Origin of the sequence: Mesorhizobium qingshengii (assembly GCF_900103325.1) — a bacterium.
Taxonomy (GTDB): domain Bacteria; phylum Pseudomonadota; class Alphaproteobacteria; order Rhizobiales; family Rhizobiaceae; genus Mesorhizobium; species Mesorhizobium qingshengii.
In genome coordinates this window covers 322,881-336,280 of record NZ_FMXM01000002.1, presented here as the reverse complement: position 1 = coordinate 336,280, position 13,400 = coordinate 322,881, and the positions used below count along the sequence as shown (strand labels likewise).

Annotated in this window: 11 protein-coding genes and 1 pseudogene; 8 read left to right on the top strand and 4 right to left on the bottom strand. The window is 62.4% G+C overall.

Annotated elements, in window-relative coordinates:
* Positions 1–65 precede the first annotated feature (65 nt).
* The 3 genes from BLS48_RS01735 (at position 66) to BLS48_RS01725 (ending at position 5,388) form a co-directional block, all read left to right on the top strand.
* A complete protein-coding gene (locus tag BLS48_RS01735) occupies positions 66–368 on the top strand; it encodes a succinate dehydrogenase assembly factor 2 (RefSeq protein ID WP_091575128.1) in 303 nt (100 codons plus the stop codon).
* A gap of 13 nt (positions 369–381) precedes the next feature.
* Positions 382–3,879 (top strand): transcription-repair coupling factor, encoded by a 3,498-nt coding sequence (mfd, locus tag BLS48_RS01730; protein ID WP_091575126.1) that lies wholly within the window; start codon positions 382–384, stop codon positions 3,877–3,879.
* Between the two features lie 135 nt (positions 3,880–4,014).
* The gene (locus BLS48_RS01725) at positions 4,015–5,388 is read left to right on the top strand and encodes a class II 3-deoxy-7-phosphoheptulonate synthase (RefSeq protein WP_091575124.1); all 1,374 of its coding nucleotides are present in this window, start codon (positions 4,015–4,017) and stop codon (positions 5,386–5,388) included.
* Positions 5,389–5,517: 129 nt separating this feature from the next.
* Here the strand turns inward: BLS48_RS01725 and BLS48_RS01720 are convergent, their stop codons facing one another.
* Positions 5,518–6,588 carry a GGDEF domain-containing protein gene (locus tag BLS48_RS01720; RefSeq protein ID WP_091575123.1) on the bottom strand — a complete coding sequence of 357 codons (1,071 nt, stop codon included), beginning with the start codon at positions 6,586–6,588 and terminating at the stop codon, positions 5,518–5,520.
* A 407-nt stretch (positions 6,589–6,995) separates the two neighbouring features.
* Here BLS48_RS01720 and BLS48_RS01715 point away from each other — a divergent pair, with 407 nt between their 5' ends.
* Entirely contained in the window at positions 6,996–7,412 is a 417-nt protein-coding gene (locus BLS48_RS01715) for a GFA family protein (protein WP_091575121.1), read from the top strand.
* A gap of 81 nt (positions 7,413–7,493) precedes the next feature.
* Positions 7,494–7,853, top strand: a complete 360-nt coding sequence (locus BLS48_RS01710) for a diacylglycerol kinase (protein WP_091575119.1) — start codon at positions 7,494–7,496, stop codon at positions 7,851–7,853.
* A 262-nt stretch (positions 7,854–8,115) separates the two neighbouring features.
* On the opposite strand, the gene mddA is transcribed toward BLS48_RS01710, so the two are convergent.
* On the bottom strand, positions 8,116–8,874 hold the full coding sequence (mddA, locus tag BLS48_RS01705; RefSeq protein ID WP_091575118.1) for a methanethiol S-methyltransferase: 759 nt from the start codon (positions 8,872–8,874) through the stop codon (positions 8,116–8,118).
* A gap of 142 nt (positions 8,875–9,016) precedes the next feature.
* Here mddA and BLS48_RS01700 point away from each other — a divergent pair, with 142 nt between their 5' ends.
* Positions 9,017–10,585 carry a bifunctional AfsR/SARP family transcriptional regulator/alpha/beta hydrolase gene (locus BLS48_RS01700; RefSeq protein WP_091575116.1) on the top strand — a complete coding sequence of 523 codons (1,569 nt, stop codon included), beginning with the start codon at positions 9,017–9,019 and terminating at the stop codon, positions 10,583–10,585.
* 148 nt (positions 10,586–10,733) lie between these two features.
* Complete coding sequence (locus BLS48_RS01695; protein WP_091575113.1) at positions 10,734–11,321, top strand: hemerythrin domain-containing protein; 588 nt, start codon at positions 10,734–10,736, stop codon at positions 11,319–11,321.
* Between the two features lie 3 nt (positions 11,322–11,324).
* Here BLS48_RS01695 and BLS48_RS01690 read toward each other — a convergent pair.
* Both BLS48_RS01690 and BLS48_RS01685 read right to left on the bottom strand, forming a co-directional pair.
* Positions 11,325–11,913 (bottom strand): annotated as a pseudogene (locus BLS48_RS01690) (DedA family protein).
* Positions 11,910–12,473, bottom strand: coding sequence for a DUF1003 domain-containing protein (locus BLS48_RS01685; protein WP_091575110.1), 564 nt, complete (start codon positions 12,471–12,473; stop codon positions 11,910–11,912). Before BLS48_RS01685 ends, BLS48_RS01690 begins: the two are co-directional and overlap by 4 nt.
* Positions 12,474–12,567: 94 nt before the next feature.
* Between BLS48_RS01685 and BLS48_RS01680 the strand changes: the two genes are divergently transcribed.
* Complete coding sequence (locus BLS48_RS01680; RefSeq protein ID WP_091575108.1) at positions 12,568–13,287, top strand: DNA-3-methyladenine glycosylase I; 720 nt, start codon at positions 12,568–12,570, stop codon at positions 13,285–13,287.
* The last annotated feature ends 113 nt before the right edge of the window (positions 13,288–13,400 follow it).

Genomic DNA, 13,400 nt, shown 5'->3' with positions numbered 1-13,400 from the left:
AGCGCAAGGCTGACAGCACCTTCTATCCACGCTATATGCGCCGCAACAAGTGAGGATGCGGCACAATGACCGGAACGACGAGATCAAGTGCCGGGTTGGCAAGCGAGGGGCTCGACGCCCGTCGCCGCAAGCTGCTGTTTCGCTCCTGGCATCGCGGCCTGCGCGAGATGGACCTGATCCTCGGCACGTTCGCCGACGCCGAAATCGGCGCCTTGACCAGCGAGGAGATCGACCAATATGAGAGGCTCCTCGACATTCCCGACACCGAATTCCTGCCCATGGTGACCGGCGAACACCCGGTCCCGGCGGATATTGATTGTGCCGTCCTGCAAAAGATCCTGGCTTTCCGCCACTCCATGACATTCTGAACGACGTGATTTCATGAGCCTCATCCCCACCATCGGCCTGCCGAAAGGGCGCGCCGGCCAGTTCATAGTCGACGGTGTCGCCGATGGCTATGAGGCCTTCGCGCTGGTGCAGGCAGCACTCGAGATCGCGCCCGACAAGCCGGTCCTGTTCGTGGCGCGTGACGGCCAGCGCCTGCCGGCGATCATCGAGGCGCTGTCCTTCGCGGCACCCGGCCTGCCAGTGCTGGAGTTGCCGGCCTGGGACTGTCTGCCCTACGACCGCGTCTCGCCCGGCTCGGACGCCGCCGCCAAGCGCCTCGATGCGTTGACCGCCATGATCGCGCTGGCGAAGAAGCCACATCGCGCCGTCATCCTCACTACCGCCAATGCGCTGCTGCAGCGCATTCCGCCGGCCGGGCTGGTCGAGGCGCAGACCTTCCACGCCAGGCCCGGCAACCAGATCGACATGAACGCACTGGTGTCGCGGCTGGAGACGTCCGGTTTCGAGCGGGTGCCGACCGTGCGCGGCATCGGTGAATTCGCGGTGCGCGGCGGCATTCTCGACCTTTTCGCGCCCGGTTGGGCCGAAGCGCTCAGGCTTGATTTCTTCGGCGACACGCTGGAATCGATCCGCGTCTTTGATGCCGCCACCCAGCGCACCACCGGCCAGCGCAAGTCGATGGCGCTGCAGGCGATGAGCGAAGTGGCGCTGACGCCGGAAACCATCAGCCGCTTCCGCCGCTCCTATATCGAAGCCTTTGGCGCGCCCCAGCGCGACGACGGGCTCTATGCGGCGGTCAGCGAGGGCAGGCGCTTCGCCGGCATGGAGCACTGGTTGCCTTTCTTCTACGAGCGACTGGAGACCGTGTTCGACTACCTGCCCGATACACCTGTCGTCTTCGACCATCTGGCGCATGAAGCGCTCGCCGAACGCCACACGCTGATCCTCGATCACTACGAAGCGCGCAGGAAGCAGGCCGACGGCGCGCTGAGGGATGCCGTGCCTTACAAGCCGGTGCCGCCGGACCTGCTCTATCTCTCGCCAGAAAACCTGATCGCCTCGCTTGGACCGCGTGAAGCGATAGACTTCACGCCCTTCGACGCGCCTGATGCCGGCGCGAAAAAGGTCTTTCATGCCGGCTCGCGCCACGGCCGCAGCTTCGTCGAGGAGCGCGCCGATCCGAACGTCAATGTCTTCGACGTCGTCGTCAGGCACATTGCCGACGAACGCGCGGCGCGCCGCCGGATCGTCATTGCCGGCTGGACCGAAGGCTCGCTCGACCGGCTCGGCCAGATCCTTGCCGAGCACCATCTAGGCAACCTCAAGCAAGTCGCCACGCTGGCGGAGGCGGAAAAGCTCGAGCCCGGGCAGGCGGCCCTTGCCGTACTGCCGCTGGAATCCGGTTTCGAGACCGAGAAGCTGGTCGTCGTCGCCGAACAGGACATTCTCGGCGACCGGCTGATCCGCCGCTCGAAGCGCAAGAAGCGCGCCTCGGACTTTATTGCCGAAGCCTCGGCGCTGTCGGCTGGCGACATCGTCGTCCACGCCGATCACGGCATCGGTCGTTTCATCGGCCTGCGCACCATCGAAGCCGTGGGCGCACCGCATGACTGCCTGGAAATCCACTATGCCGGCGACGACCGGCTGTTCCTGCCGGTCGAGAACATCGAGCTTCTATCGCGCTACGGTTCGGATTCGGCCGAGGCGACCCTGGACAAGCTTGGCGGCGGCGCCTGGCAGTCGCGCAAGGCGCGGCTGAAGAAACGCCTGCTCGACATGGCCGGGCAACTGATCCGCATCGCCGCCGAACGGCAGATGCGCGCCGCACCGGCGCTGGTGCCGGCGGAGGGCCTCTATGGCGAATTCGCTGCCCGCTTCCCCTATGAGGAGACCGACGACCAGCAGACGGCGATCGACTCGGTTCGGGACGACCTTGCCGCCGGCAAGCCGATGGACCGGCTGATCTGCGGCGATGTCGGCTTTGGCAAGACCGAAGTGGCGCTGCGCGCCGCCTTCATCGCGGCGATGGAAGGCTTTCAGGTCGCGGTGGTAGTGCCTACCACGCTTTTGTCGCGCCAGCATTTCAAGACATTCTCGCAGCGCTTTTCCGGCCTGCCGATCCGCGTCGCCCAGGCGTCGCGGCTGGTCGGCGCCAAGGAGTTGGCCGAAACCAAGAAGGGCATCGCCGAGGGGCAGGTCGACATCGTGGTCGGCACCCATGCGCTGCTCGGATCCGCGATCTCGTTCAAGAATCTCGGTCTGCTGATCATCGACGAGGAGCAGCACTTTGGCGTCAAGCACAAGGAACGGCTGAAGGACCTGAAGACCGATGTCCATGTGCTGACGCTGTCGGCGACGCCGATCCCGCGCACGCTGCAGCTGGCGCTCACCGGTGTGCGCGAACTGTCGCTGATCGCCACGCCGCCGGTCGACCGCATGGCGGTGCGCACCTTCATCTCGCCCTTCGATCCGCTGGTGATCCGCGAGACGCTGCTTCGGGAACGCTATCGCGGCGGCCATTCCTTCTACGTCGTGCCGCGCATCAGCGATTTGGCCGAAGTTCATGATTTTCTGAAGGAAGCCGTCCCCGAGCTCAAGGTCGCCGTGGCCCATGGCCAGATGCCACCGGGCGAACTCGACGATATCATGAATGCCTTCTATGACGGACAGTACGATGTGCTCTTGTCGACCACCATCGTCGAATCCGGCCTCGACATCCCGACCGCCAACACGCTGATCATCCATCGCGCCGACATGTTCGGCCTGTCGCAGCTTTACCAGTTGCGTGGCCGCGTCGGCCGCTCGAAGGTGCGCGCCTATGCGTTGTTCACACTGCCGGCCAACCGCAAACTGACCGACACCGCCGAGCGCCGGCTGAAGGTGCTGCAATCACTCGACACGCTGGGCGCCGGCTTCCAGCTGGCCAGCCACGATCTCGATATCAGAGGCGCCGGCAATCTGCTCGGCGAAGAGCAGTCCGGCCACATCAAGGAGGTCGGTTTCGAGCTCTACCAGCAGATGCTGGAAGAAGCCGTCGCCGAGGTGAAGGATTCCGGCGAAGTCCAGGATGGCGGCTGGTCGCCTCAGATCGCCGTCGGTACGGCGGTGATGATCCCGGAAAGCTATGTGCCGGACCTGCAGCTCAGGCTGGCGCTCTATCGCCGTCTCGGCGATCTCGAGAACACCGAGGAAATCGATGCCTTCGGCGCCGAGCTGATCGACCGGTTCGGCCCGCTGCCGGAGGAGGTGAAGCATCTGCTCAAGATCGTCTTCATCAAGGCGCTCTGCCGCAAAGCCAATGTCGAGAAGCTCGACGCCGGGCCGAAGGGCGTCGTCATCCATTTCCGCAAGCGCGAGTTCTCCAACCCGGTCGGGCTGGTCCGGTTCATCGGCGAGCAGGGGTCATTGGCCAAGATCCGGCCGGACCACAGTGTCGTGTTCGTGCGCGACTGGCCAACGGCCGAGAAGCGCCTGGCAGGTTCGGCTGTCGTGATGACGCAGCTGGCGCGGCTGGTGGAGAAGGCCGCGTAGCGCAGCCGGCGCATTCGCCAGCGCTTGAATTCCGGTCTAGAATAGGAAATCGGCTTCGTGTATGGAGCCGCGATCCCCCGTATGGGGCCGGGAATGGCGGAGTCTAGGCCGCTGGAAACAACGTTGGGTGCAGCGATGACGAAATGGTCGCCGAATTCGTGGAGAGCAAAGCCGATCAAGCAGGTTCCTGCCTATCCGGATCTTGCCGCGCTGAAGAACACGGAAGCGCAGCTCGCCACCTTTCCGCCGCTGGTTTTTGCAGGTGAGGCGCGCAAGCTGAAGAAGCAGCTCGCGGCTGTCGCCGCCGGCGACGCCTTCCTTCTCCAGGGTGGAGACTGCGCCGAGAGTTTTGCTGAACACGGCGCGGACAACATCCGCGACTTCTTCCGTGTCTTCCTGCAGATGTCGGTCGTGCTGACCTTTGCCGGCGCACAGCCGGTGGTGAAGGTTGGTCGCGTTGCCGGCCAGTTCGCCAAGCCGCGCTCGTCCGACAACGAAACCAAGGGCGGTGTGACGCTGCCCAGCTATCGCGGCGACATCATCAACGGCATCGAGTTCGACGCCAAGTCGCGCATTCCCGATCCTGCACGGCAGGAGATGGCCTACCGCCAGTCGGCGGCAACGCTCAACCTTTTGCGCGCCTTCGCGCAGGGTGGCTATGCCAGCCTGGAGAATGTGCATCGCTGGATGCTCGGCTTCGTGTCCGACAGCCCGCAGGGCGAGAAATACGAGTCGCTCGCCAACCGCATCACCGAGACGATGGACTTCATGAAGGCCGTCGGTATCACCTCGGAAACCAACTACGCGTTGCGCGAGACCGATTTCTACACCAGCCACGAGGCGCTGTTGCTCGGCTATGAGGAGGCGCTGACCCGTGTCGATTCAACCTCCGGCGATTGGTACGCGACCTCCGGCCACATGATCTGGATCGGCGACCGCACGCGCCAGCCCGACCATGCCCATGTCGAATACTGCCGCGGCATCAAGAACCCGCTCGGCCTGAAATGCGGTCCGTCGCTGACGCCGGACGGCTTGCTGGAACTGATCGACCTGCTCAATCCGGAGAACGAACCCGGTCGGCTGACGCTGATCGCGCGCTTCGGTTCCGACAAGGTCGCCGACTATCTGCCGAAGCTGGTGCGCGCGGTGAAGAAGGAAGGGCGCAGCGTGGTCTGGTCGTCGGACCCGATGCATGGCAACACCATCGAGGCCGCCGGCTACAAGACGCGGCCGTTCGACCGCATTCTGAAGGAGGTGCAGACGTTCTTCGAGGTGCATCGCGCCGAAGGCACCCATCCGGGCGGCATCCATGTCGAAATGACCGGCAAGAATGTCACCGAATGCACCGGTGGCGCGCGCGCCATCACGGCCGAGGAGCTGCAGGATCGCTACCACACGCATTGCGACCCGCGCCTCAATGCTGACCAGGCGATCGAACTGGCTTTCCTGGTCTCGGACCTGCTCAAGAAGAGCCACCCAGTCCAGCACAAGCAGGCCGTCAACGGCTGATTTTCGCGGCGATCCGAATGAACCGGTGAAAGAGGCGCCCGAGAAATCCGGCGCCTTTTCTGTTTTCAGCTCAACACCCGCGCTCCCGGCGCGGCCGGACGCGGCGCGGACCGGCAAAGGCCGAAGGTATCAGTCCTTCTTGTAGAGCAGCCAGCTCTTGCCGGCACGGCTGGCCATCGTCGAGTGCTTGGTGACGCGGTTGCGGCCGCTGACCTTGGAGCGATAAAGCGCCCGGTCGGCCTTGGTATAGAGGTCTTCGGGACCATCGGCTTCGGATGCCATGCAGATGCCCATCGAGACAGTGACGGTGCCGTAGTTCGTGCCGGTCTGGCTGCTGGTGAACGGCGTCTGCTCGATCAGTGCGCGAATGCGCTCTGCGATCTCATAGGTGGCGTCCTCGCTGGCACCCTCGACGATCAGTGCGAACTCCTCGCCGCCGGTGCGGGCGACGAACATGTCGCCGCGGATGCTGGTCTGGAAAATGTCGGCGATGATCTGGATGATCTTGTCGCCGACCGGGTGGCCATAGCGATCGTTGATGTCCTTGAAGCGATCGATGTCGGCAAGGATCAACGCGTTGAACAGGATACCCTTGTTGCTGTTGTAGATCCTGGTGATTTCCTTGTCGAAGGCGCGGCGATTCCAGATATGGGTCAAGGGATCAGTATCGGCCAGCCGCTTGTATTCCTCAAGCTTCGACTTGACACTCTCAAGTTCGGCGGTCTTGTCGCTGAGCGTCAATGCGACCTGCCTGCCATGGTCGATCGTCGAATTGGTGGCAATTGCCATGGCGTTGGCGATCTTCTGCAGAAGGTCCTGGGAGAGGAGGCTGCGGCTGCTCAATCCGCTCGATGTTTCATCGAGGATCCTGCCGTATTTCTCGATGTGGCTGCGTTCGCTTCTCAGCAGCAGCGCGACGTCTTCGAGCTCCTTGGCGATGACGTCTCGCGCATGCTCGACGATGCTGGGCCCATGGTTATGTGCAAAGAAGGTGCGCCCGATCTGGTCAAGCTCGTCCTGTGTCGGCCGGCTGCTCAGCGAAACGACGGCAAGGCTGAGCTCGCGATTGGTGCCGCTCAGCGCCTCGTAGAAGATCTCATAGTTGCGCGGCAGTCCGAGGACGCCCAGCTGGCGCATCGTGGCGACAACCGTGGCTGCGATGTCGGTGCTTCGTTCGGTCTGGATTGCTGCCGGCTGCATCTTCGATTCACTCTTCCCCTCGGAGCACGCCGCGGAATTTCCGGGGTTCCAATTGTCGCCGACCAGGGGAACGCAACCCGACAGTCCAGAACAATTTGCGAAGAGACGGGTCCCCACCCACGACCTTCACTTGCAGCGACCATAAATGCGGCAGCGCTAAAGTTTCCTTAATTCGCAGAGATTGCACGGGTTTTTCTCTGCCTGCGTCTGCAGAAGCTCTAACTCGCGCATCAACAATCTGAGACAGCGCCAGTTTGGTGGCCTTGAATTCGAAGCTGTTCCATCATCGAACCGAATTTCGGATTCGTCATACCAGTGCATGTCGCATTTGCTCGCGTGTGGCGGCCGTAAAGCTGGAATCCTGGCGACGATGCCGATGCCAAGCAGAGTGTCAAGGAGGGCTCGACGTGAGTGACAGTCACCGGGGATCGTGTTTGTGCGGAGCGGTTCGCTTCAGAACGCGCGGAGCGCTGCGCGGCGTCGTCTATTGCCATTGCTCGCAATGCAGGAAGCAGAGCGGACATTTCTATGCCGCGACCAACGTTGCCGACGCCAACATCGTGGTCGAAGGTGCGGAAAGCATCACCTGGTACGAGGCGTCTGCCTTCGCCAGGCGCGGTTTTTGCAAGGCATGCGGATCGCTGCTGTTCTGGAAGCCGCGCGACCAGGATTACATTTCGATCATGGCGGGATCGTTCGACAGGCCGACAGACCTCCAGGGCGAATGCCATATCTTCGTCGGCGACAAGGGCGACTATTATTCGATCGATGACGGGCTGCCGCAATTTGAAAAGTCGACGCCTGCCATACCGGTCGCCGAATGAATCTTGGACAAGTCGCCTTATTCCATTGATCTGGCCAGCCATTGCATTATCCCGTGCCGGTGATTCGCAAAGGGGCTTGGCATGCAGCGGCTGATCGACGCTTTTTTCAATTCGGTGCGGGCGTTTCGCAAGCTGGCCGTCAGCGAGAAGGCTTTTCAGCAGGAGCTGATGCTGCTTGCGCTCGCCTTGCCGCTCGGCTGGTTTGTTTCGATCTCGTGGCGCGGCTATGCCCTGCTCATCGGTGCGGTGCTGCTGCTGATCATGGTCGAGGTGCTGAACACCGGCATCGAAGCGGCCTGCGACGCCTTCAGCCGCGAGTTCAATGTCGACATCCAACTGGCCAAGGACTGCGGTTCGCTGGCGGTGCTGATTTCGGTGCTGATCGTTGCCGGCGTCTGGGGCATCGCCATCATCGAGCGGATCATGGGCCTACCGATCTAGGGTCTGGACCCGCTAATATGGTCGAAATGGAGTGAGGCCATCTGTTCGGATACGCGGAGCGAAGGCGCAGGAAGCCATTCGGCTTTCAAGTCCTTCGCGACAAAGTAGTCGGGCAGATGGACCACATCCTTCGGACGCCGAAATGACTGCAAGCTGCGTCGTCGAACCGCTTGGCCGGGGGAAAGACCCCGACCTTCGCGATTCTCCTCGCATCCTTTTGCCATTTCAGGCGCCATTTCGATCATATTAGCGGGTCCAGACCCTAGACGTCGGCGTCCTTCGGATCGGCGAACTTGCGGCCCGGGAGCGGGACAAGCATGGGAACGTGCCGGCGATAACGCAGGTAGGTCGTGCCGAACTCAGCGATCAAATCCCGTTCCTCGAATTGCAGCCCGACCAGGATGTAGGCTGTATTCAGGATCGCGAACAGCAAGTGGCCGGCGGTCATCTCAGGCGCGGCCCAGAACGCGAGCAGAAAGCCCAGCATGAGCGGATGCCGCACGATTTTGTAGAGTAGCGGCGTCTTGAACGATTGACCGGGCATCTCGGACCCGCGCAGCGCGAAGAAAGCCTGGCGCAGGCCGGATAGGTCGAAATGATCGATCATGAAGGTCGAGGCCAGCACGACCGACCAGCCGAGCCAGTAGACCCCGATCAGGAACCAGGCCGTAATTCCGTCGACCTGCCAGATCTGTATCGGGATTGGCCGCCACTGCCAGAACAGCAGCAGAAGGATCAGGCTGGAGAGCAGCACGTAGGTACTGCGCTGGCAGGCCACCGGAAAGAGCGTGGCCGACCATCGTTTGAAGGCCGGGCGCGCCATAATGCTGTGCTGAACTGCAAATAGTCCGAGCAGCAGCAGGTCGACGACGATGGCCTCGCTCACATTCGTCGGGCCGCCGACGTCGATCGACTTGGGTACGAGATAGTTGCCGACGAAACCGAGCGCGTAGAGAAATGAAGCAAGGAATACGGCATAGCTCAGGATGGCGTAGAACAGGATCAGGAGGCGTGCGAACATGACTGTTTCCCTATTGTGCCGGGCCCAGCGGTGCCGCATGCAGGAGTCTGCGATAGCGAGCGGGCTCGACCAGGCCTGACTGTTATCCATGGACCGTCCCCTGCGCGTCCCTTGGGGGAGCCGACAGGCAACGGGAGATTTCATGACTGGGTTCTCGCTTCAGACATTCGGGTTCCCGGAGATCCACGGTGACGGCCGCCCGATCAAGCTGAACCTGCGCAAGGGTCTTGCACTGCTGATCTATCTCGCCGAGGCCCGGGGCGCTGTTGCACGAGAGGTCATGGCCACGCTGCTGTGGCCCGAAAGTCCCCAAGAGACCGCCCGCGCGCGATTGCGGCGCATGCTTCATCGTATCGAGCTTGCACTCGGCCAGCATGTTTTCGAGACCGACCGCACCAGCGTGCGGTGGTCTGCGGCGGTCGACCTGAAAGTTGACTCGCATCTGTTCGAGAGCGCCTGCGACGGAGGCGCTTTCGAGGAAGCCTGGCTGCGCTATCGGGGTGACTTCCTCGCGGGCTTCTCACTGCACGATTGTCCCGAGTTCGACGATTGGGCGTTCTATCGCCGCGAGGCGCTCAGGGGGCGGCTGATGCATGGGCTTGAACGCCTCGTGCACGACAAGAATGCCGCCGGCGACCATTTTGCCGCGGCAGCGCACGCGGGACGCCTCGTCGAACTCGATCCGCTGAGTGAGGTGTATGGCCGGCATTTGATCCGCAGCCTGCTGCTTGCCGGCGATCGAAGTTCGGCGGAACGACACCACGCGGCACTGAGACAGCGGCTGCGTGACGAGCTTGGGATTGCGCCCGAAGCCGCAACCGAAGCGCTCATGGAGTCCACCACGGCGCCGCCGGCCGATGCTGTTCCGACAACACTCTATGTAGAGGGCGCCGGCGTACATTTGGCGTATCAGACATACGGAAGCGGCGAGCTCGATATCCTGATCATGCCCGGCTTCGTGTCGCACGTGGAACGGCTTTGGGAGCTTCCCTCGTGCCGGGCATTTCTGCTTTCATTGATGACTCTTGGGCGACTGATCTTGTTCGATCGCCGCGGGATCGGGCTGTCGGATCGGGTCGGATCGGCTCCGAGCGTCGAAGTCACGGCCGAGGATATCGGCACCGTCCTGCGGGCGGCGCACGCGCGTCGGGTCGTCCTGTTCGGGGCGTCGGAATGCGGGCCGGCCTGCATCAAGTTCGCGGCCGATGAATCCCATCTCGTGGCTGGCCTCATTCTGTTCGGCTCATTGGCCAAGGGCTGCTGGGCGCCGGACTTTCCGCACGCGCTGCGGGCAAGCCAATATGACGCCTGGCGCCAGCAACTCGTCACCGAATGGGGTGGCCCTGCCGGGATCGAAACCTTCGGGCCGAGCCTTTCGCGTGATCCCCAAGCGAGGGCCTGGTGGGCAGGGCTGTTGCGCGCGGCCTCCAGTCCCGGCGGTATTTGGGCCGTGCTCGAGGCGTTGCGCGACACCGACGTGAGACACCTCCTGCCACGGGTTTCCGTGCCCACGCTGGTGCTGCACCGCCGGGATGACCGGGCCGTGCGTATTGCGGCAGGCCGCGATATGGCAAGCCAGATCGCTGGCGCTCAATTCGTTGAACTCGACGGCAATGATCATTGGTTCTTTGCGGGCACTCAGCAACCGGTGCTCGGGGCAATCAAGCGGTTCGTCAACGCTCTGCCGCGCGACAGGAGGCCAAGGCGGTAAGGCCAGCCCAGCGGCTCAAGCATCTATCTGGAGCACTGGCCACCGACCGGGCGTAACGACGCGCCATCTCCGGTGATGGCGAGACCTATGTCTGCTATAGCCTTCCAGCCTTTCGATCCCTACATGACGGTCACCAAAGGAGACTGTCATGAGCGAGGCCGCCAATTTTCTGTTGCTTGAACGGGTGCGGCTGCCGGACGATTTGCGCTGGCTGGCCGAAAAATACCCGCGTGAAAACTGGCAGGGCCATGCCAACATCCATGGCGTCGCCACTATGTGGCTGCAGCGGCACGACATGTTCCGCGAACTCGGCGGCATGCTGACCAACGGCATTGGCGACTATCGCGAGGGCAGGCTGACGGCTCCCGACTTCGCGCGCTGGTTCGCGCCGCGCCTCAATCATTTTCTCGGCCATCTCGACGGTCACCACAATGTCGAGGATCATCACTATTTTCCGGTCTTCGCCCAAGCGGAGACGCGCCTGAAGCGCGGTTTCGAGATTCTCGATGCCGATCATCACACCATCCACGAGGGGCTGGAGCGCAATGCCGAGGCAGCCAACGCCTTTTTCAACACGCTTCAGGAGAGTGAGGACAGACAGCGCTTCGCCGCCGACGCCTATGCCGCCGAAAACAGCCGGCTGATCGCCATGCTGACCCGGCATCTTGCCGACGAGGAAGACCTGATCATCCCGCTGATCCTCGACCGGGGCGATCGGGCGCTTGGCATAGACTGACGATCAGCTCTCCCTGGCGCGCTGTTTCCTTGCGCCATGGTGGGCGACGAACCAGGCAGCGACCGCAACCGTCAAGCCAATGGCAAGCGCGATCAGCAACCGTTCATGGTGGGCCAGTGCCTGTCCAATAATGTGTTCGGCGCCCAGCCCGAAAACATAGCCGATGGTGCCGAACAGAACGGCCCAGATGATCGATGAAAGCGCGTTGAGCATAACGAAACGCTGCACCGGGATGCGCGATAGCCCCGCTGCTATGCCGCCGACGAGGCGCATGCCGTAGACATAGCGGTTCGACAGCACGAAAATGTTGGGATGGGTGTTGAGCAGGCGAAAGGCGCGGCGGAAACCAGGCCGCTTGCGCAATCTGACGACATAGCGATGGTCGGCAAAGCTTCGTCCCAGGATGAAGAAAAAGGTGTCGCCGACAAACGCACCGAGGGCGGCCGCGACGAAGGCGTGCCACAGCACGAAGACCTGTTGGTGCGCGAAGAAGCCACCGAGGATGGCAGCACTTTCACCCTCCGCGACGCAGCCGAGAAAGACGGCAAGCAGCCCATACTGTTCGATGAAAATGATGGATCGCGTCCGTCATGAGGGCTGGGTCTGGGGAGTGAGCCGTTCGTCGATCCGCTTCAGCCGTTCGGCTATCTGCGCGATCTCGTCGCGCATGCCGATGATCTGGCTGTGACGCAACTCGTCCAGCTTTTCGTGCAGCGCCATGATCTCGATTTCGGCCTTGAGATTGACCTCGTAATCATGGGCGGCGTCGATGCGGTCGCGCGCGGCCTGGCGGTTCTGCGACATCATGATCACCGGCGCTTGCAAGGCAGCGATCATCGAGAGGACGAGATTGAGGAAGATGAAGGGGTAGGGGTCGAACGAATCTCGCCCCAGCAGCCACCAATTGGCACCGATCCAGAGGACCAGGAAGGCGATGAAGGACAGGATGAACGCCCACGAGCCGCCGATACGGGCGATGGCGTCGGCGATGCGGTCGCCTGCACCCTGAAGGCCGGCTAGGCTCTCATTGACATTCTGCGATACCGGCTTGCGGTCGACGGCGCTTTGCAGCACCCGCCTCTCAAGCTCGCTCAGGTTCTCCGGGTTTCGCCTCAGCCAGCGGTTGGCCAGTTCGGGCACGGTCTTGTTCATGGATGTCTCCATACAAAAGCATCGGCTTGGCAGCCTGGTTTCCATATAGGAAGATGCCGGGTCGTCAAAAGCACGACATGGAGATGGGAGCAGAATGCCAGATTTCGCAAAAATCCGCGCTCGTGCGGCCAAACGCAAGGGCGGCGAGGCGGAGCTTTCGTCGCTGCTGGGGCCGGCGCCCGACAATGCCGCTGTGGCCGACATCACGGACGATCGCATTTTGTCGACGATAGCCGAGCGCGTCTTCGCCGCCGGTTTCGTCTGGCGGGTCATCGAACAGAAATGGCCGGGCTTCGAGGAGGCTTTCCTTCACTTCGAGCCGAAGCGGCTTTTGTTCCAGCCCGATGATTTCTGGCACGATCTGACGGCCGACAAGCGCATCGTTCGCAATCCGCAGAAGATCAAGTCCGTGCGTGACAACGCCGCCTTCGTCGAGCGCGTATCGAAGGAGCATGGCGGCTTCGGCAAATTCCTTGCCAACTGGCCGGCCGGCGACCAGGTCGGGCTGATGGCCTATCTCGGCAAGCATGGCAGCCGGCTTGGCGGCAACACCGGGCAGTATCTTCTGCGCTGGCTGGGCTGGGACGCCTTCGTCATTTCAGGCGATATGGCGGCGGCGCTACGCGACGCGGGCCTCGACATCGCCGAGAGCCCGACCTCGAAGAAGGATCTCGACAAGATCCAGGTGCAGATCAACACTTGGGCTGCGGAGACGGGCCTGCCGCGCCGGCATATTTCGCGCATCCTGGCGATGTCGATTGGCGAGAACAATTCGCCGGAATCCTTGCGCGAATACATGGGTGACCAGGACTGAACGCCGGTCGTCCAAGCGCGATTGAAATCCGTCGATCGGTCAAGACACGAATGACATATGTCATCCTGTCCGACACGATTGACATACGTCAATCGGTCTGGAGTGGCCCAAAT

What these genes read in the sequence shown, in the direction of transcription:
- BLS48_RS01735 (WP_091575128.1), top strand. Translation starts at nt 66, where the DNA reads ATGACCGGAACGACGAGATCAAGTGCCGGGTTGGCAAGCGAGGGGCTC.
- mfd (WP_091575126.1), top strand. Translation starts at nt 382, where the DNA reads ATGAGCCTCATCCCCACCATCGGCCTGCCGAAAGGGCGCGCCGGCCAG.
- BLS48_RS01725 (WP_091575124.1), top strand. Translation starts at nt 4,015, where the DNA reads ATGACGAAATGGTCGCCGAATTCGTGGAGAGCAAAGCCGATCAAGCAG.
- BLS48_RS01720 (WP_091575123.1), bottom strand. Translation starts at nt 6,588, where the DNA reads ATGCAGCCGGCAGCAATCCAGACCGAACGAAGCACCGACATCGCAGCC.
- BLS48_RS01710 (WP_091575119.1), top strand. Translation starts at nt 7,494, where the DNA reads ATGCAGCGGCTGATCGACGCTTTTTTCAATTCGGTGCGGGCGTTTCGC.
- mddA (WP_091575118.1), bottom strand. Translation starts at nt 8,874, where the DNA reads ATGTTCGCACGCCTCCTGATCCTGTTCTACGCCATCCTGAGCTATGCC.
- BLS48_RS01700 (WP_091575116.1), top strand. Translation starts at nt 9,017, where the DNA reads ATGACTGGGTTCTCGCTTCAGACATTCGGGTTCCCGGAGATCCACGGT.
- BLS48_RS01695 (WP_091575113.1), top strand. Translation starts at nt 10,734, where the DNA reads ATGAGCGAGGCCGCCAATTTTCTGTTGCTTGAACGGGTGCGGCTGCCG.
- BLS48_RS01685 (WP_091575110.1), bottom strand. Translation starts at nt 12,473, where the DNA reads ATGAACAAGACCGTGCCCGAACTGGCCAACCGCTGGCTGAGGCGAAAC.
- BLS48_RS01680 (WP_091575108.1), top strand. Translation starts at nt 12,568, where the DNA reads ATGCCAGATTTCGCAAAAATCCGCGCTCGTGCGGCCAAACGCAAGGGC.